Raw genomic sequence first — 18,200 nt, forward strand, 5'->3', positions numbered from 1 at the left:
GGTTGTCCGCAAGCGGGCGTGCAAAAGGGTTGAACCGCATTCGCGCCCGCGCCGGTGGCGCCTGCGATCATGCGTCGCGTTGCTACCTAGGCAGGGCTTTTCCGGTACTCAAGTAGCATTTTCGCGCCCTATGCCCTGCCCAAGAATAGGGTCATCCGATTCAGGTGGTGCGGGGGGGGGGGCGGTGCGTGACCGAACAACAAGGTGAAGTGGTCCGCACGGCGATGTCCGAGGCCCGGCTGGCCGAAACGGTGGCGCAGGATCTGGCGCGCCAGCTGATGCACCCGCACCTGGGATTCGTGCTGTTCTTCTGTTCGGCCGAATACGACCTGCCGGCGCTGGGCGACGCGCTGCAGCAGTATTTCGGCGGGGTGCGCCTGGTCGGCTGCACGTCCGCCGGCGAGATCACCGCGCAGGGCTATGGCCGCAGTTGCGTCACGGCCATCGGCTTCGACCACCGCAGCTTCTCGATCGCCTGCGAACTGATCGACGAGATGGAGCGCTTCGGCCTGGTCGAGGCCCAGCAACTGGTCGAGCGCCTGGGCCGCGATTGCCGCAGCAATTCGCTGGCGCCGATCAAGGACCACAGCTTCGCGCTGACCCTGCTCGACGGCCTGTCCAGTCGCGAGGAAGTGGTGCTGTCCGCGCTCAGCGCGGCATTCGGCAGCATCCCGCATTTTGGCGGTTCGGCCGGCGACGACAACCACTTCAGCGATACCTACGTGTACCACGACGGCCGCTTCCACAGCGGCGCGGCCATCGTGGTGCTGGTCAACACCTGGCTGGATTTCGAGGTGTTCACCACCCACCACATCCTGCCGCGTGGCGAGAAGCTGGTGGTGACCCAGGCCGACAGCAACAGCCGCAGGGTCTACGAGCTGAACGCCGAGCCGGCGGCCGAGGAATACGCCCGGCTGATCGGCGTGCGCGTCGCCGAACTCGACCATCGCCTGTTCGCGGCGCACCCGCTGGCGGTGCGCATCAACGAGCACTACTACGTGCGCTCGATCCAGAAGGTCAACGCCGATCTCAGCCTGACCTTCTACTGCGCGGTGGAGAACGGCATCGTGCTCACCGCCATGCAGCCGGGCCCGCTGATGCCCAACCTCGAAGCGCTGTTCCAGCGCCTGGAGCAACGTCTCGGGCCGCCGTTGCTGACCATCGGCTGCGATTGCTTCCTGCGCCGTCTGGAGATCGAGGCCAACGGTGTCAGCGAACAGGCTTCGGATGTTCTCAGGCGCCAGCAGGTGATCGGCTTCAACACCTACGGAGAGCAGTTCAATGGCATGCACATCAACCAGACCTTCACCGGTGTCGCCATTGGCCGACCGGGAGGGCGGGGCGGTCGCTGAACTGCTGGCGCGTCAGGCCGAGCTCGAGCGCGAGAACCTCAAGCTCAAGCGCATCAACGCCGCGCTGATCGAGCGGGTCGAGTCCAGCGGCGCAGGGCGCGACGCCTCCTACGCGGCGTTCCAGCACTCGGTGGAACTGGCCGAGCAGGTGCGCGAACGTACCGACGCGCTGAGCCAGGCGATGGCCGAGCTCAAGGGCAGCAACCAGTTGCTCAGCGACGCGCGGCTGCGCGCGGAAACTGCCCACCAGCACCTGGTCGACGCCATCGAGAGCATTTCCGATGCCTTCGTGCTGTTCGACCGTGAGCAGCGCATCGTCCTGTTCAATCGACGTTTCAAATCGTTGTGGAGCCGAACCCGGGCGCGCATCAATGCCGGCACGCGACTGGCGGATGTGCGTCGGCTGGCCGAGAGCACCGGGTTGATCGTCGAGGAACACCGCGGCCGGGGCGACGAGCCGATGGTCTACCGGCTGAACAGCGGGCGCTGGGTTCAGGTCAGCGAGCGGCCGACGCGCGAAGGCGGGCTGGTGATCCTCTACACCGACATCACCGAGGTGAAGGTCAGCGAAACCATGCGCCGCGAACAGGCGCTGGCGCAGAAGTCGCGGCTGCTGCAGCGGGCCGTGGACAATCTGTCCCAGGGCGTGGCGATGGTCAGCGGCGAGGGCGCGCTGGAACTGTGGAACCGGCGCTTCCTCGAACTCTGCGGGCTGGCGCCGATCGAGGCGCACCGGCCGTTCGCGGAGGTCATGGCCGACAGCGAACTGAAACTGCTGACGCCCAACACCCGCGACGCCAAGGGCCACCCGGTGCGCGAACTGGAGCAGCGCCTGTTCGATGGGCGCATGCTGGAAATCCGCACCCATGCGCTGCCCACCGGCGGTTTCGTCAACACCTTCACCGACATCACCGAGCGCTACCGCCACGCCGAGGCGCTGCGCGAGAGCGAGCGCTGGATTCGCCTGATCACCGACCACGTGCCCGCGCTGATCGCCTATGTCTCGTCCGAGCTGACCTACGAATTCACCAACAAGGTCTACGAGCAATGGTACCGCTGGCCGAGCGACGGCATGCTCGGCCAGAGCCTGCGCGAAGTGCACAGCGGCGAGCACTGGCGGCAGCTGGAGCCCTACATCGACCGCGCGCTGTCCGGCGAGAGCGTCAGCTTCGAGATGGCCGAGCGCAACCATGCCGGCCAGCAGCGCTACATGCTGCGCTCCTACGTGCCGAACCGGCAGGCCAGTGGCGAGGTGGCGGGCATCTTCGTGCTGATCCAGGACATCACCGACCGCCGGCGCACCGCCGAGGCGCTGCACCAGGCCTATCAGAACCTGGAGCAGCGGGTGCGCGAGCGCACCGCCGAACTGACCAGCCTCAACGACCAGCTGCTGTGCGAGATCGACGAGCGCAGCCACGTCGAGGCACGGCTGCGCGAGGCCAAGCGCGAGGCCGAACTGGCCAACCTGTCGAAGACCAAGTTCCTCGCCGCGGTCAGCCACGACCTGCTGCAGCCGCTGAACGCCGCGCGGCTGTTCACCAGCGCGCTGCTGGAACAGCCGGCGGCACCCAGCGGCGGGCTGATCCGCAACATCAGCAACTCGCTGGAGGACGTGGAAAACCTGCTTGGCACGCTGGTCGACATTTCCAAGCTGGACGCCGGCGTGATCAAGCCGGATATCGCCCCGTTCGCCGTCAGCGAGCTGCTCGACAATCTTTCCACGGAGTTTCGTCAGATCGCCGCCACCGAGCGCCTGCAGCTGGACTTCGTGCCCTGTTCGGCGCTGGTGCGCAGCGATATCCAGCTGCTCGCGCGCATCCTGCGCAACCTGCTGACCAATGCCATCCGCTATACGCCGCAAGGGCGCGTGCTGCTGGGTTGCCGTCGGCGCCGGCAAAACCTGTCGATCGAGGTCTGGGATACCGGCGTGGGCATCGCCGAGGACAAGCTCGAGGAAATCTTCCAGGAATTCAAACGCGGCGAGGGCGTGCGGCCGAACCAGGATCGCGGCCTGGGGCTGGGGCTGGCCATCGTCGAGAAGATCGCGCGCATGCTCGGCCACCGCATCCTGGTCGGCTCGCGACCGGGGCGCGGTTCGCGCTTCGCCATCGAGGTGCCGCTGGCCCGGCGCGCGCCCAAGGCCCGCGCCGAGCCGAATACCACCGAACTGCTGCTGCAGCGGCTGCAGGGCGCCCGGGTGTGGGTACTGGATAACGACACGGCGATCTGCGCCGGCATGCGCACGCTGCTGGAAGGCTGGGGCTGCATGGTGGTGACGGCGCTGTCCGAGGAAGACCTGGCGCGGCAGGTGGACAACTTCCACGCCGAGGCCGACCTGCTGATCGCCGACTACCACCTGGACAATGGCCATACCGGCATCGACGTGGTCGCCTCGGTCAATGCGCGTCGCGCCAGTCCGCTACCGGCACTGATGATCACCGCCAACTACAGCAACGAACTCAAGCAGCAGGTACGCGAGCTGGGGCACACGCTGATGCACAAGCCGGTGCGGCCGATGAAGCTGAAGACCGCCATGTGCCATATGCTCGACCATGGCACGGCTGGGTGACTGAAGCGGTGGGGGCTGTCGGAGCTTCAAGCTTCAAGCCTCAAGCCTCAAGCCTCAAGCCTCAAGCCTCAAGCCTCAAGCCTCAAGCCTCAAGCCTCAAGCCTCAAGCTTTGGACTTCTAAGCCTCCGATCGCATCCAGATTCCTCGTCCCGGCAGGTGTTCGCGGTCATGGGAGCGGTCGAGTTCCAGGGCCGGGCCTTTCGGGACGATGCCGTTGGCGTTGATCTGTCGGTGGCTGGCGTAGTAGTGGCTTTTGATATGGATGAAATCCACCGTCTCGGCCACGCCCGGCCACTGGTACAACTCGCGCAGCCAGTTGGACAGGTTCGGATAATCGGCGATGCGCCGCAGGTTGCACTTGAAGTGGCCGAAATAGACGGCATCGAAGCGAACCAGGCTGGTGAACAGGCGCCAGTCGGCTTCGGTCAGGTGTTCGCCGGCCAGATAGCGCTGTTTGCCCAGGCGCTGTTCGAGCCAGTCGAGTTCGCGGAACAGCTCGTCGAAGGCTTCTTCGTAGGCTTCCTGCGTGGTGGCGAAACCCGCGCGGTAGACGCCATTGTTGATCGCCGGATAGATCCGCGCATTGAGCGCATCGATCTCGCCATGCAGGGCCTCGGGATAGAAATCCAGCCGCGAGCCGGTGAGCGTGTCGAATGCGCCGTTGAACATGCGGATGATCTCGGCCGATTCGTTGCTGACGATGCACTGGCGCTCGCGGTCCCAGAGCACCGGCACGGTGACCCGGCCGGAATAGTTCGGATCATCGCGGGTGTAGCGCTGGTACAGGTAGTCGAGGCCGTCCAGCGCGTCGCCGCTGGAGCCGGTGGCCTTGTCGAAGGTCCAGCCGTGTTCGGCCATCAGCCAGCTGACCACCGAGACGTCGAGCAGCGCTTCCAGCCCCTTCAGCTTGCGCAAGATCAGGGTGCGGTGCGCCCAGGGGCAGGCCAGCGATACGTACAGGTGATAACGCCCGGCTTCGGCCTTGAAGCCACCCTGGCCGTCGGGGCCGGGCGCGCCATCGGCTGTCACCCAGTGACGGCGCTTGGCCTGTTCACGTTCGAATGTTCCGTCTCTGCTTTCATACCAGCGGTCATGCCACTGGCCGTCGATGAGTAGTCCCATGCTGTCCTCCCGTATACGCATTAGGAGGCAGTCTAGGGACGATGGTTCGATCGATGCACCCGAACGGTCGGTGGATCCTATCGCCTAAATCGATGAATGACGCTGCTGCCAATAGCGGCGGGCCTGCTCGAATGCCGCTTCCCGCGGCTGCCCCAGGCCGCGCAAGGCGAGGGCCATGGTGGCGACCACCGCCAACTCGCCGTAAGGGTCTTCCTGCGTGCCGTTCCAGACCGCGAGCAGCTGCTGCGGGTCCAGCTGCGCCGGTTTGACGTGGCGGCGCTCGGACAGCGCCGGCCATTCCTCGTCCCAGGCGGCGCCAGCGCGGGTGCCGTAGAGGTGGGAAATGTTGTCCGGATTCATTTCCACTTCGCCGCCTTCGCCCTTGATGACGATGGCGTTGTCGCCCAGCAGCGTGCTGGCCTGGCGGTGGGTGTCCTGGTAGCCGGGGTGGAAGATGCTCTGCAGGCCGCAGCGGGCGCCCAGCGGGTTGAGCAGGCGCGCCAGCGAGTGGATCGGCGAGCGCAGGCCGAGCAGGTTGCGCATGTCGATCATGCGCTGCAGCACCGGCATCCAGGCGCCGAGGGGGATGAAGGCGATGCGCTCGCGCTCGATCGTCGCCGCGGCCTGTTCCCAGTCCTCGCAGCGGCGGATGCCGAGCAGTTCCAGCTGCTGCTCGGTATAGATGCGCCCGGCGGTATGCGCGCCGCCGCCATGCAGCAGGATGCGGACGCCGTTGGCGGCCAGGCACTTGGCCGCCAGCAGGTACCAGGGCAGGTGGCGTTTCTTGCCGGCATAGCTCGGCCAGTCCAGGTCGATCTCGATGGCAGGGGTGGGCAGGCGCTCGCGCACGGCTTCGGTGAAACCGGCCAGTTCCTCGGCGCTTTCCTCCTTGTGCCGCAACAGCATCAGGAAGGCGCCGAGCTGGGCGTCCTCGACCTTGCCGTCCAGCAGCATGCCCATGGCCTCGCGGGCTTCTTCACGGGTCAGGTCGCGGGCACCACGCTTGCCCTTGCCGAGGATGCGCACGAAGACGGCGAAGGGGTGTTCTGCTGGGGTTTCGAGGCTCATAGGCAATTGCTCGGTTTCGGCAGCCCGGCCAGCTTGGCGGCCAGCTTGGCGGGGGTGCCCTTGAACAGGCGGTTGAGGTGCAGGCTGTTGCCTTTTTCCGGCCCCAGCTTCAACGCGGTGTACTTGATCAGCGGCCGGGTGGCGGGCGAGAGCTGGAACTCGGCATGGAACTCGCGCAGCAGCCGGAGGATTTCCCAGTGCTCGGCTTCGAGCGCCAATCCCTCCCGCTCGGCCAGAGCCTGGGCCACGGCCTCGTTCCAGTCCTGCAGGTCGAGCAGGAAGCCATCCTGGTCCAGGGCGATGGCGCGCCCGTCGACGCACAACGTATTCATAGCCAGCTGTTGACCCGTTCGTAGCGACAGCTCAGCTCGACGAAGCCGGGGTAGTCCACCAGGGTGACCCGGGCGGGCAAGGCCTCCAGCGCCCGGGCCCGGACGTCTTCTTCCAGGGCGAACAGCGCGACCGTTTCGGGCAACTTTTCCAGCGCCTGGCGCTGGCGGGTGTTCGCATGTAGCGCGTAGACGGCATCGCCGCTCAGCAACAGCGCATCGTCGGCGCCCAGCAGCGGCAGGCAGCTCGCCAGCCGGTCGTCGGCGAACGGGGAGTGGGAAAGCAGGTGCAGGGTCGCCATCAGATCGTGATCACATGGTCGTAGCGGTTGATGAGGGCGCTCAGTCCGATATCGTCGAGCACCTCGACGGACAGTGGCAGCGCCTGTTCGTCGAGACCACGCTCGGCGAGGCTGCGCCGCGCCGCATAGAGCGATTCGACACCGAACAGCGGCAGCGCCTGCAGGTTGGCGGTCAGGTCCTTCTGTTCGAGTTGCGCCGGCTGCTGGGCGGCGGCGAGCTGGAACACGCCGTCATCGAGAAACAGCAGCCCCAACGGCAGCTCGAAAGCGCCGCCGGCCAGAACGATATCCAGCGCCTCGCGTGCCGACGGGCCGGACCAGGGGGCCTGGCGGCTGATGACGAGCATCGAACGGGCCATCAGTGACCTCCGAAGCAGACGAGGCGGTCGGCCTGTTGCGCCGCTTCGTGCAGCTGGCCGAGGCCGGACAGCTCCCAGCCCGCCGCCAGGTTCGCGGCCGGGCGCCGGTAGCGTTGCGCTTCGCCTTCGTCCAGCACGCCGCGGCGCAGCCCGGCGGCGATGCACACCACGCCGTCGAGCCGGTTGGCACTGACGAAGCGGCTCCATTCGGCGGCCACATCCGGCTCGTCCTGCGCCGCCACGACATTCGCCGAGGCGCTGTGCACGCCGTCCTGATAGAAGAACAGCCGGACGATCTCGTGCCCGCCGGCGAGTGTCGCTTCGGCGAAGCGCAGCGCGCGGCGCGCGGCCGGCGAATGGGGGGAGGCGAACAGGGCGATTGCGAATTTCATCGGAACACCATTGCGAGACAGCCGACATGATACGCCAGCTGCGGGCATGAAAAAGCCCGCCGAAGCGGGCTCGTTTCAGGCAGGGCCGATCAGTCGTCGCCGCCGAAGATGCCCAGCAGCTGCAGCAGGCTGATGAACAGGTTGTACAGCGAAACGAACAGGCCGATGGTGGCCATGATGTAGTTGCGCTCGCCGCCGTGGATGATGGCGCTGGTCTGGAACAGGATGCACGCCGAGGAGAACAGCACGAAGCCGGCGCTGATCGCCAGTTGCAGCCCGGTGATCTGGAAGAAGAAGCCGGCCAGCATGGCGCCGATCAATACGAAGAAACCGGCAGTGATGAAGCCGCTGAGGAAGCTCATGTCCTTGCGGGTGATCAGCACGTAGGCCGAGAGCCCGAAGAACACCAGCGCGGTCATCGACAACGCCGAGCTGATCAGCTCGCCACCGTTGGCGAGACCCAGGTACATGTTGAGGATCGGCCCGAGGGTGTAGCCCATGAAGCCGGTCAGGGCGAAGGTGGATACCAGCCCCCACACCGAATTGCGCAGCTTGGCGGTGAGGAAGAACAGTCCGTAGAAGCCGATCAGCACCACGAAGATGTTCGGGTAGGCGGCGTTGGCCTGCATGGCCATGTAGGCGACCAGGCCGCTGAAGGCGAGGGTCATGGCCAGCAGCCCATAGGTATTGCGCAGGACCTTGCTGACCTCACGCTGTTCGACCTGCGTGTGGCTAAGCGCGTATTCGTGTTCGTGCATGGCGACACTCCTTGGATGAAATCAAGCCTGAGACGATTTGTCCCGGATCATAGCAGAAGCAAGTTCGATGCCCAGCATCAGTGTTTGACAGTGTATTTCTATCCGGTACTATTGCGCCCGCTTTAATGGAAGTGTGGCCGAGTGGTTGAAGGCAGCGGTCTTGAAAACCGCCGAAGGGGAGACCCTTCCCAGAGTTCGAATCTCTGCGCTTCCGCCATATCCAATCCTGAAGGCCCCGTATTCCGGGGCCTTCGGCGTTTCTGGGGAGCGGAAAAGGGCGTTTGCGTGGTCCCAGTTTGGTTTCATGAGCCCACGCCTGCTTTTCCCCCATATGTCATCACGGCCACGCGCAGCGGCTATGGAGTGGAAGCGCCTTCATGCCGCTGAATAGCAGCTTGCTATATATTCGATACTGCAATACCGTACCGCATAGCAATTTGCGATACGAACGTCGAGCATGCATGTCATCACCCAGAAGCGCATCTGGGAAGCCAAGGAAAAGTGGCACCACTCAGCCACCGCACTGGATGCCTGGTACCGGTTGATCAGCAAGGTCGAGCCGAAGGACTTCGCCGCCATGAAGCAGCTCTTTCCCAGCGTGGAAAAGGTCGGTGACAAGCACGTATTCGACATCGGTGGTAACAAGCTGCGGCTCATAGCCACGGTGGATTACGTCTACAGGAAAGTCTTCATCAGAGCCGTCCTCGATCACAAAGAGTACGACCGCAACCAATGGTAGTGAGGTGCATATGAGCGCACTCCTCAAGCAAGCAACCGAGCACTGGCGCTACGTGGCTCCGCTGCTCACTCCGCCGGAAACGGAGGCCGACTATGACGCTCTGGTCGAAGCGCTGGACGAACTGCTGGACGAGATCGGTGGCGAGGAACGCCATCCGCTCGCCGCTCTCGCCTCGCAAATGGGCGACCTGATCGCTGCCTATGACGCGATGCACTACGCTCTGCCCGAGGTGCCTGGGCATGAGGTGCTGCGCTTCCTGATGACCGAGCATCAGCTCAGCCAGAGCGATCTCCCCGAGGTTGGCGCCCAGTCCGTCGTTTCGGAAATCCTCAACGGCAAGCGCCGGCTCAACGTGCGCCACATTCGGGCGCTGGCGCAGCGCTTCAACGTGCCGGCAGACGTGTTCTTTTGATCTTCGTTTCCGCGCCCCCGCGCTCCGCCGCTTCAGGACTGCGTGGGTGTCCTGACCATCAGCATGTCCAACAGGCCGTCGCCCAACTGCTCGGCCTGTTCCCGCAGGGAAAACAGCTTCGGCGAGAACAGCCAGGTGTGGGTGATACCCATCAGGCTGGAGTAGAGCAGCACGGCGAGTGAACGCGGGGGCTGCTGCGCGCCGATGCGTCGTTCGCGCTGGGCCTGTTCGATCAGTTCTTCCAGCAGTTGCACCATGTCGCGGGTCAGCTTGCGTTCGCGCTTGAGGGTGCTGGCCATCTGCGCGGTGAGTTCGGTCTTGTTCAGCAGGATCTCGAAGGACTGGCGATACCAGCGGTCTTCCAGCAGCAGGCGGAACCACTCGCGCACGAAATGCTCGATGGCGACGAGCGGCTCCTCGCCCAGCGTCCGGCTGCGCTCGATCAGGCGCTCCAGCGGCTCCTGGGAAAAGGTCAGCACCGCCTGGTAGAGCTCGTCCTTGTTCTTGAAGTGCCAGTAGATCGGGCCGCGGCTGAAGCCGGCGGCCTGGGCGATCATCGCCAGCGTGGTGTTCGAATAGCCATTGCGGCTGAACAGTTCGAGTGCCGCGGCGATGACCTTGAGGCGGGTCTGTTCGGCGTCTTCTTTGGTACGGCGCATGGGGCTCCTCGAAATGCGCAGCGGCCACGCAGCGTGCCGTCGGCGGGCGCTGCGTGGCAAGCCTTCATAGCGCGCCGTCGGCGGCCATCTGCATGTAAGTGGTGTCGAAGCGCAGCTTGAGGTTGCCCTGGTCGCCGAGTGTGCCGGCCGGCATGGCGATGCCGACGAAATCCGCCGAATCGGCGCCATCGCCCAGCAGCCCATGGTCGAAGGAGAACTTGCGCACGCTGTCCACGGCTTCATAGGCCTGCGCGCTGGAGATGAAGCTCACCGCTTCGGCCGGGGTGTAGAACATGTGCGTGCCCTTCAGCTGGGCCTCGTAACCGGCCTGGTCGGTGCCGGACGCGGCGCCGAGCTGGGCGCGCAGTTCGGCGCCTTCCGGCGTGTCGCTGGCCATGATCGCCATCACTTCGTACCAGGCGCCGGTGACCGCCTTGCCGAAGGCCGGGTTGTCGGCCAGCGTCTCGCTGTTGACGATCAACAGATCCTTCACATGGCCCGGCACGCTGGCCGAGTCGAACACCTGGTGCGCATCGGGTGCGGCGGCCACTTCCTGCAGCAGCGGGCTCCAGGTGGCGACGTTGCGCACGTCATTGGTGCTGAAGGCGGCGACGATGTCGGCATCGGAGGTGTTGACCACCTTCACGTCCTTCTCGGCGAGGCCGACGCTGTCCAGCGCCTTGGCCAGGATGTAGTGGGAAACCGAGAGCTCGACCAGATGCACGTCCTGACCCTTGATCTGCTCGAGGTCATCGGTGCCTTTCATCACCAGGCCGTCGTTGCCGTTGGAGTAGCTGCCGACGATCAGCGCGGTGGTGTCGACGCCGCCTGCCGCAGGGATCGACAGCGCGTCCATGCTGGTGGCGACCACGCCGTCGAACTGGCCGGCGGTGTACTGGTTGATGGATTCGACATAGTCGTTGATCTGGGTGATGTTCACTTCGATGCCGTACTTGTCCGCCCACTTCTTCATGATTCCGGACTCGTCGGCGTACTTCCAGGGCATCCAGCCGACGTAGATGGTCCAGGCCAGATTGAAGGTCGATTTCTCCTCGGCCTGGGCCAGGGGGATGAGGGTGGTCAGGGCGATGGCCCCGGCGCAGAGCAGCTTTTTCATGATCTTGCCGTGCATGGTGAGACTCCCTTTTAGAAAAACTTCAGGTAGCGCTGGATTTCCCAGTCGGAAACATGGGTGTGGTAGGCATTCCATTCGTCGCGCTTGAACTCGACGAAGGCCTGGTACATCGCATCGCCGAACACCTGGCGCGACAGCGGGTCGGCTTCGAAGGCGTCGATGGCTTCGTCGAGGGTGCGCGGCAGGGTTTCGATGCCCATCTGCGCCACTTCCCGTTCGCTGTAGTGGTACATGTTCTCGCGGTGCGGCTGGCCGGGATCGAGCTGCTCGCGGATGCCTTCGAGGCCGGCGGCGAGGATCATCGCCGCGCCGAGATAAGGGTTGCAACCGATGTCGGCCGCGCGGCATTCGACCCGGCCGCCCTGGGACGGAATGCGCAGCATGTTGGTGCGGTTGTTGTTGCCGTAGCAGCAGAACACCGGCGCCCAGGTCGAGCCGGACATGGCGCCCTTGCGGATCAGCCGCTTGTAGCTGTTGACCGTCGGCGCGATGACCGCGCAGATCGCCTTGGCATGCTTCAGCACCCCGGCGATGAAGTGATAGGCCAGCGGCGTCACACCGCAGCCATAGGGATCATCGCCGTCGACCTCGAAGAGGTTCTTGCCGGTGTCGATGTCCGCCAGCGACATGTTGTAGTGCGCGCCGCTGCCGGTGCGGTTGGCCGAGGGCTTGGGCATGAAGGTGGCGAAGGCGCCGTGCTTGCGGGCGATCTCGCCCGCCATCATGCGGAAGAACACGAAGCGGTCGGCCATGCCGAGGGCGTCGGTGTACTTGAAGTCGGTTTCGAACTGGCCGTTGGCGTCCTCGTGGTCGAAGGAGTAGACGCCCCAGCCCATCTCGTTCATGGCCTCCACCAGTTCGTCGACGATGGGCAGGTTGTCCATCAAAAGGCGCGGGTCGTAGCAGGGCTTGGCCATGTCGTCACGTGCGGAGATTGGCGCGAAGCCGCCATCCGGGGTGTCCTTGAACAGGAAGAACTCGGTCTCGATGCCGAGATTGAAGGTATAGCCCAGCGCGGCGGCCGCCTCGGTCTGGCGTTTGAGGATGCTGCGCGAGCAGGCGTCGAAGGGCTTGCCGTCGAGGTAGAGATCGCTGGCGAACCAGGCCAGGTCGCGGTTCCAGCTGCACTGGGTGGCGCTGGCCGGGTCCGGCATGGCAGCCACCTCGTTGTCGCTGATGTCCTGCGGCACGCCGTCCAGCGCCGCCCCGGTGTACAGCTCCGAACCCCGGAGCATCTGGCCTAGGTGGGCGAGGGGGACGAACTTGCCCTTGATCACGCCATGGATGTCGACGTAGCTGGCCATGGCGTATTTCACGCCCTTGTCCTGCAGCTGCTGTTTCAGCTCCTCGACGGAGGAGAGGGGAAAGCTGGTCATCGGCTTGCACTCCTTGGAGTCATGGGGGCGATGCGCTGGCACCGCTGGCACGATTCCTTCATCCAATATACATGCCAGCGTGTATAGAAACGGGCTGCGGCTGGCCTTGCCGACGCGCCCGTCCAGTGGTCCAGGAGACTTGCAGATGCTTGAAATCAGAAAGGAAAAGAAATTCCACGCACTGGGCGAGGTGAGCCTGGAAGGCGGTGAACGGCTGCGCAATGCACGCATCTGCTATCAGGTGCTGGGTACGCCGAACCGGGCGCGGGACAACCTGGTGCTGATTCCGAGCTACTACGGTGGTACACATTGGGGCAGCCTGCCCCTGCTTGGTGCGGATAGTCCGCTCGCCACCGGCGAACATTGCATTGTGCTGACCGACCTGCTGGGGGCTGGCTGGTCGACCTCGCCGAGCAACGCGGCGCCCGGCCAACAGGGCGCGGATTTCCCGCGTGTGAGCCTGCTGGACAACGTGCGGGTGCAGAAGGCACTGCTCGACCGCCTGTTCGGCGACGACTGGCAGCTCGCGCTGGTGACCGGCTGGTCCATGGGCGGCATGCAGACGCTCTATTGGGCGATGGCCTATCCCGAGCGGATGCGTGCCATCCTGCCTTTCTGCTGCACCGCGCGCTGCTGGCCGCATAATCAGGTGTTTCTCGAAGGAGTAAAGGCGGCGCTCTGCGCCGACGCCGACTGGCAGGGTGGGCGTTACGCCACGCCGCCCGAACGGGGCTTGCGGGCGTTCGGCCGTGCCTATGCCGGCTGGGCCTATTCCCAGGCGTTCTTCCGTCGTGAGCTGTGGCGCGGCCTCGGCTTCGCCAGCGTCGAAGCACTGCTCGATTACTGGGAGCGCGACCATCTGGAGCAGGACGCCAACGACCTGCTCTGCGTGCTGGATACCTGGCAGTGCGCGGACCCGGCTCACAGCTTCGGCGGTGGCTCGCTGGCCGAGGCGCTGGGGCGCATTCAGGCTCGCACCATCGTGATGCCCGGCAGCACCGACCTGTATTTCACCGTCGACGATGCACGCCACGAAGCGTCCTTGATGCCGAACGCCGAATTGCGCGTGCTGGAGTCCGATTGGGGGCATTGCGCCGGCGGCCCGGGACGCGACCCACAGGCCATGGCACAGATTTTCGCGGCGATGCGGGCGTTGCTCGGCAGGCAATGAGCGGTTCGTCCCGCGGCGGGGTACGGCCCAGACTGGATGCGTCCTGGCATGAATCGTTGGGCTTCGCTGCACCCAGCGCCAACCTACGCTTGGCGGATAGCCGATTCCATGGCATGAATCTGGCAGTGGCTTAATGCCATCCGCTTCTTCGACCGGGGGCGCGGTTTGGCGATCCCTTTTTCATGCGTGGACACATGATGCCAACAGCCTCGATCGATACCCTCTGGGTAGTGCTATGCGCCGGCCTGGTGTTCAACATGCAGATCGGCTTCCTCTGCCTCGAAGCGGGCCTTACCCGCAGCAAGAACGCCATCAACGTCGCGACCAAGAACATGGCCGATCTGTGCATCGCGCTGATGGTCTACTGGTTGTTCGGCTTCGCGCTGATGTTCGGCGCCAGCCACAACGGGTTGGCCGGGAGCGGGTTGTTCTTCACCTCCTTCGCCATCGACGAGAGCTGGTCGCTGGCGTTCTTCCTGTTCCAGGCGATGTTCTGCACCACGGCGGCGACCATCGTCTCCGGCGCCGCGGCGGAGCGGATGCGCTTCAATGCCTACCTGATCGTCGCCGCGCTGTCGGCCGGGCTGATCTACCCGCTGTTCGGCCACTGGGCCTGGGGCGGCGTCTTCCGTGAAGGGCAGGGCTGGCTGGCCGAGCGCGGTTTCGTGGATTTCGCCGGCTCCACCGTGGTGCACGGCGTTGGCGGCTGGATCGCACTGGCGACGGTGATGGTCCTGGGGCCGCGCTCGGGGCGTTTCGATCCGGCCTGGCGGCGCCGCAACATGCCGGGCTCCAACCTCCCGCTGGCGATGCTCGGCGGCCTGCTGCTGATGTTCGGCTGGTTCGGCTTCAACGGTGGCAGCACGCTGGCGTTCGACCTGCGCGTGCCGGGCATCATCGTCAATACGGTGCTGGCCGCCATGGCCGGTATCGTCGCGGCGATGATCGTGTCCTGGTGGCGTCACGGCCATATCGAGCCGGTGCTGCCGCTCAACGGCATGCTCGCCGGGCTGGTGGCGATCACCGCGGGCGCGCATGCCGTCAGCGGGCCGTCCGCGATCCTGATCGGCCTGGGCGGCAGCCTGACCATGTGCCTGGCCGAGCGGTTGCTGCTGCACTGGCGCATCGACGACGTGGTGGGGGCGGTGCCGGTGCACCTGGCCGCCGGCATCTGGGGCACCCTGGCCGTGGGGCTGTTCGGCGACCCGCTGTTGCTGGGTACCGGCCTCGACCGTGGCGGGCAGTTGCTGGTACAGGTCGAGGGTATGCTGGCCTGCGCCGTCTGGGCCTTCGGCGCGACCTATCTGCTGCTGCGGATGATCAATCGTCACTACCCGTTGCGGGTCGACCCGGAACACGAGCGCATCGGCCTGAACGTCAGCGAACACGGCGCGCGCACCGAACTGATCGAATTGCTCAGCGCCATGGACGAGCACCAGCGCCAGGGCCAGTTCCACCGCGAGGTCGAGGTCGAGCCGTTCACCGAGGTGGGGCAGATCGCCGCGCAGTACAACAAGGTCATCCGTGCGTTGCAGAGTGCTGTGGCGAAGACCCAGAGTATCGTTCGCGACATCCGCGACGGCATCGTCACCTACACCGGCGACGGCGTGCTGACCAGCTGCAATCCCGGTGCCGAGCGCCTGCTGGGCCTGCCCGCCGAGCGTATCGTCGGCCAGCCGCTACAACAGTTCATCGCCTGCGGCTCTTCCTGGTCCGGCTCGCTGCTGCCGCCGACGGGCGGCGAGGTCACCTGCGAGCTGTTGCTGCACGGCCGCGACGGCCAACCGTTCGCCGCCGAACTGACCGCGAGCCAGGGAGGCGCCCAGGAAGTCTACGTATGCACCGTGCGAGACATCACCGAGCGGCGGCGCATCGAGGAGCAGCTGTTCGCCGAGAAGCGCCTGGCCCAGGTCACCCTGGCGTCCATCGGCGATGGCGTGATCACCACCGATCGCGAGGGGCGCATTCGCTATCTCAACCCCAGCGCGGAACAGCTGACCGGCTGGCAACAGGAGCAGGCGCAGGATCTACCGCTGGAAGAGGTCTACCGGGTATTCGACGAGACGTCCGGCGCACGGCTGCCCACGGCTACCGGCGAAGCACTGCGTCGACGCAGCGATGCCAGCGGCCATACCGAGCGACCGCCGGGGATTCTCGAGCGGCGCGACGACACCCGCATCGCGATCCAGGATGCGCTGGCGCCGATCCGCGATTCGGACGGTACGGTCATCGGCATGGTGCTGACTTTCCGCGATGTCACCGTCACCCGCCAGCTGGCGCGCAAGCTGACCTTCCAGGCCAACCACGACAACCTCACCGGCCTGGTCAACCGCTCGGCCTTCGAACGCCAGCTCGAGCGCCTGCTGCGCGAACAGCCGGAGGATGGCCGTGAGCACGTGCTCTGCTACATGGACCTCGACCAGTTCAAGGTGGTCAACGACACCTGCGGGCACGCCGCCGGCGACGAACTGCTGCGTCAGCTGGGACGCCTGCTGAAGACCCGCATGCGCAGCACCGACGTGCTCGCGCGCCTGGGTGGCGACGAGTTCGGCATCCTCTTTCTCGACTGCCCGCTGCAACAGGCGGTGCTGATCGCCGAGGGCATTCGCCGCGCCGTGGACGAGTTCCGCTTCAACTGGGAGGGCAAGAGCTTCGCCATCGGCGCCAGCATCGGCCTGGTCGGTATCGACGCCAATGCGCGCAGCCTCGGCCCGCTGCTCGGCGCGGCGGACAGCGCCTGCTACGCGGCGAAGGAGGGCGGGCGCAACCGGGTGCACGTCTATCAGGCCGACGACCAGCAACTGCTGGAGCGCCGCGGCGAGATGCAATGGACCCACCGCCTGCGCCAGGCGCTGGATGGCGACCGCCTGCGGCTGTACGTGCAGCCGATCGTGTCGTCGCGCCAGCCGGACGACCTGCCGCGCTACGAAGTGCTGGTGCGGATGCTCGGCGAGGATGGCAGCATCATCCCGCCCGGTGCCTTCATGCCGGCGGCCGAGCGCTACGACCTGGCACCGGCGGTGGACCGCTGGGTGGTGGGCAACTTCCTCGCCTGGGTCGGCGACCTGTGCCGGCGCCAGAAGGGGGCGATCGGTCATTATTCGATCAATCTGTCGGCGATGTCGCTGGGCGAGGAGAGCTTTCTGGAATTCATCCTGGAGGCCATCGAGCGCCACCGGATACCCAGCGAATGCCTGTGCTTCGAGGTCACCGAAACGGCGGCCATCGCCAATCTCAGCCGCGCGATGAAATTCATCGAGCAGCTCAAGGCGGCCGGCTGCAGCTTCGCCCTCGACGACTTCGGCTCCGGGCTGTCGTCCTTCGGCTACCTGAAGACGCTGCCGGTGGACTACCTGAAGATCGACGGCGTGTTCGTCCGCGACATCGAGCACGACCCCATCGCGCGGGCCATGGTGGCCTCGATCAACGCCATCGGCCACGAGATGGGGCTGCAGACGGTGGCCGAGTTCGTCGAGTCGCAGGCCATCCTCGACTGCCTGCAGGAGATCGGCGTGGACTTCGTGCAGGGCTATCACCTGGGGCGGCCGCGGCCGCTGACCGAACTGTCCGGCGTGCGGATGATGCCGCGCTGAAGCAGGCGGTTCGCCGCGCCTTCAGCCGGCGACGGCGGTGAGCCTGGCCAACTGGTCGAGATCGGTCTGCATGCCGGAGGTTTCGCGGATGCGGCCGAGGATCTCGCGCTTGAGCGCGGTGAATTCCGGCGCGAGCTTCATGTCCTGGTTGCGCTGGGCCGGCAGCGGCACCTCGTAGATCGAGTCGATGCGACCGGGGCGCGGCGCCATCAGCACGATGCGGCTGCCCAGGTAGATGGCTTCCTCGACGTCGTGGGTGACGAACAGGATGGTGCTTTTCTCCAGCTTGTGCACATGGCGGATCAGGTCGTGCATGACTTCGCGGGTCTGCGCATCCAGCGCGCCGAACGGCTCGTCCATCAGCAGGGTGGCGGGCTTGGGCATCAGCGCGCGGGCGATGGCGACGCGCTGCTGCATGCCACCGGAGAGCTGGCTGGGGTAGGCGTCGGTGAAGCGCGTCAGGCCCATCAGGTTGAGCAGCGCGTCGGCGCGGCCGGCGGCGGTTTCCACGTCGCCGTCGTTGCGCACGGTGTCGCCGATCACCTTGAGCTGGCGGCAGAACTTGATGTTCTGCATCACCGTCAGCCAGGGGTACAGGCTGTAGTGCTGGAAGACCATGGCGCGGTCGACGCCGGGGCCGTCGATGGCCTTGCCGTCGAGCAGGATCTCGCCACGGCTCTGGGTTTCCAGCCCGGCGATGATGCGCAGCAGGGTGGACTTGCCACAGCCCGAGGCGCCGACGAAGGTGACGAACTCGTTGGCCTGGATGTCGAGGTCGATGGCGTCCAGGGCCTGCACTTCACGCTGGTCGCTGACGAAGGTCTTGCCGACCTGGCGGACACGGATCTTGCTATCGGACATGG

17 protein-coding genes and 1 tRNA gene are annotated in these 18,200 nt (G+C 65.6%); 7 read left to right on the forward strand and 11 right to left on the reverse strand.

The genetic code is table 11. From position 1 onward, the window contains the following. Positions 1–188: 188 nt before the first annotated feature. Both nosP and nahK read left to right on the forward strand, forming a co-directional pair. Positions 189–1,352, forward strand: coding sequence for a nitric oxide-sensing protein NosP (gene nosP / locus IN820_RS11900; protein ID WP_193681187.1), 1,164 nt, complete (start codon positions 189–191; stop codon positions 1,350–1,352). After that, positions 1,282–3,921 (forward strand): hybrid sensor histidine kinase/response regulator NahK/ErcS', encoded by a 2,640-nt coding sequence (nahK, locus tag IN820_RS11905; RefSeq protein WP_193681188.1) that lies wholly within the window; start codon positions 1,282–1,284, stop codon positions 3,919–3,921. The genes nosP and nahK overlap by 71 nt, the downstream gene beginning before the upstream one ends. Positions 3,922–4,039: 118 nt before the next feature. Here nahK and IN820_RS11910 read toward each other — a convergent pair whose 3' ends face one another. The 7 genes from IN820_RS11910 to IN820_RS11940 form a co-directional block, all read right to left on the reverse strand. Next, positions 4,040–5,044, reverse strand: a complete 1,005-nt coding sequence (locus tag IN820_RS11910) for a glutathione S-transferase family protein (protein ID WP_193681189.1) — start codon at positions 5,042–5,044, stop codon at positions 4,040–4,042. Between the two features lie 84 nt (positions 5,045–5,128). Then, positions 5,129–6,112, reverse strand: a complete 984-nt coding sequence (locus tag IN820_RS11915; protein WP_193681190.1) for a glycosyl transferase family protein — start codon at positions 6,110–6,112, stop codon at positions 5,129–5,131. Beyond that, the gene (locus IN820_RS11920) at positions 6,109–6,444 is read right to left on the reverse strand and encodes a TusE/DsrC/DsvC family sulfur relay protein (protein WP_193681191.1); all 336 of its coding nucleotides are present in this window, start codon (positions 6,442–6,444) and stop codon (positions 6,109–6,111) included. The genes IN820_RS11915 and IN820_RS11920 overlap by 4 nt, the downstream gene beginning before the upstream one ends. Then, the gene (tusB, locus tag IN820_RS11925; RefSeq protein WP_193681192.1) at positions 6,441–6,743 is read right to left on the reverse strand and encodes a sulfurtransferase complex subunit TusB; all 303 of its coding nucleotides are present in this window, start codon (positions 6,741–6,743) and stop codon (positions 6,441–6,443) included. Before tusB ends, IN820_RS11920 begins: the two co-directional genes overlap by 4 nt. Continuing rightward, positions 6,743–7,102 (reverse strand): sulfurtransferase complex subunit TusC, encoded by a 360-nt coding sequence (gene tusC, locus IN820_RS11930; protein WP_193681193.1) that lies wholly within the window; start codon positions 7,100–7,102, stop codon positions 6,743–6,745. The genes tusB and tusC overlap by 1 nt, the downstream gene beginning before the upstream one ends. After that, positions 7,102–7,494: a sulfurtransferase complex subunit TusD gene (tusD, locus tag IN820_RS11935; RefSeq protein WP_193681194.1), complete on the reverse strand. Its 393-nt coding sequence runs from the start codon at positions 7,492–7,494 to the stop codon at positions 7,102–7,104. The genes tusC and tusD overlap by 1 nt, the downstream gene beginning before the upstream one ends. Positions 7,495–7,583: 89 nt before the next feature. After that, positions 7,584–8,252 (reverse strand): Bax inhibitor-1/YccA family protein, encoded by a 669-nt coding sequence (locus IN820_RS11940; RefSeq protein ID WP_038660536.1) that lies wholly within the window; start codon positions 8,250–8,252, stop codon positions 7,584–7,586. Positions 8,253–8,379: 127 nt separating this feature from the next. On the opposite strand from IN820_RS11940, the gene IN820_RS11945 reads away from it, so the two are divergent. The 3 genes from IN820_RS11945 to IN820_RS11955 all read left to right on the forward strand — a co-directional run bounded on the left by IN820_RS11945 (position 8,380) and on the right by IN820_RS11955 (position 9,403). Next, positions 8,380–8,469: transfer RNA gene (locus IN820_RS11945), tRNA-Ser, on the forward strand. 240 nt (positions 8,470–8,709) lie between these two features. After that, complete coding sequence (locus IN820_RS11950) at positions 8,710–8,991, forward strand: type II toxin-antitoxin system HigB family toxin (RefSeq protein WP_193681195.1); 282 nt, start codon at positions 8,710–8,712, stop codon at positions 8,989–8,991. A 10-nt stretch (positions 8,992–9,001) separates the two neighbouring features. Continuing rightward, positions 9,002–9,403: a helix-turn-helix domain-containing protein gene (locus IN820_RS11955; RefSeq protein ID WP_193681196.1), complete on the forward strand. Its 402-nt coding sequence runs from the start codon at positions 9,002–9,004 to the stop codon at positions 9,401–9,403. A 32-nt stretch (positions 9,404–9,435) separates the two neighbouring features. Here IN820_RS11955 and IN820_RS11960 read toward each other — a convergent pair whose 3' ends face one another. From IN820_RS11960 to glnT, 3 genes are all read right to left on the reverse strand, one after another. Beyond that, positions 9,436–10,062, reverse strand: a complete 627-nt coding sequence (locus tag IN820_RS11960; RefSeq protein ID WP_193681197.1) for a TetR family transcriptional regulator — start codon at positions 10,060–10,062, stop codon at positions 9,436–9,438. 64 nt (positions 10,063–10,126) lie between these two features. Continuing rightward, entirely contained in the window at positions 10,127–11,194 is a 1,068-nt protein-coding gene (locus IN820_RS11965; protein ID WP_193681198.1) for a putative urea ABC transporter substrate-binding protein, read from the reverse strand. A 14-nt stretch (positions 11,195–11,208) separates the two neighbouring features. Beyond that, a complete protein-coding gene (glnT, locus tag IN820_RS11970) occupies positions 11,209–12,573 on the reverse strand; it encodes a type III glutamate--ammonia ligase (RefSeq protein WP_193681199.1) in 1,365 nt (454 codons plus the stop codon). 145 nt (positions 12,574–12,718) lie between these two features. On the opposite strand from glnT, the gene IN820_RS11975 reads away from it, so the two are divergent. Then, a complete protein-coding gene (locus IN820_RS11975; RefSeq protein WP_193681200.1) occupies positions 12,719–13,744 on the forward strand; it encodes an alpha/beta fold hydrolase in 1,026 nt (341 codons plus the stop codon). A gap of 197 nt (positions 13,745–13,941) precedes the next feature. Further along, entirely contained in the window at positions 13,942–17,337 is a 3,396-nt protein-coding gene (gene amt / locus IN820_RS11980) for an ammonium transporter (RefSeq protein WP_193681201.1), read from the forward strand. 21 nt (positions 17,338–17,358) lie between these two features. Here the strand turns inward: amt and IN820_RS11985 are convergent, their stop codons facing one another. Further along, entirely contained in the window at positions 17,359–18,198 is an 840-nt protein-coding gene (locus tag IN820_RS11985; protein WP_193681202.1) for an ABC transporter ATP-binding protein, read from the reverse strand. Between the last annotated feature and the right edge of the window lie 2 nt (positions 18,199–18,200).

This window comes from Pseudomonas lopnurensis, from assembly GCF_015070855.1.
In the GTDB taxonomy this organism is placed as follows: Bacteria; Pseudomonadota; Gammaproteobacteria; order Pseudomonadales; family Pseudomonadaceae; genus Stutzerimonas; species Stutzerimonas lopnurensis.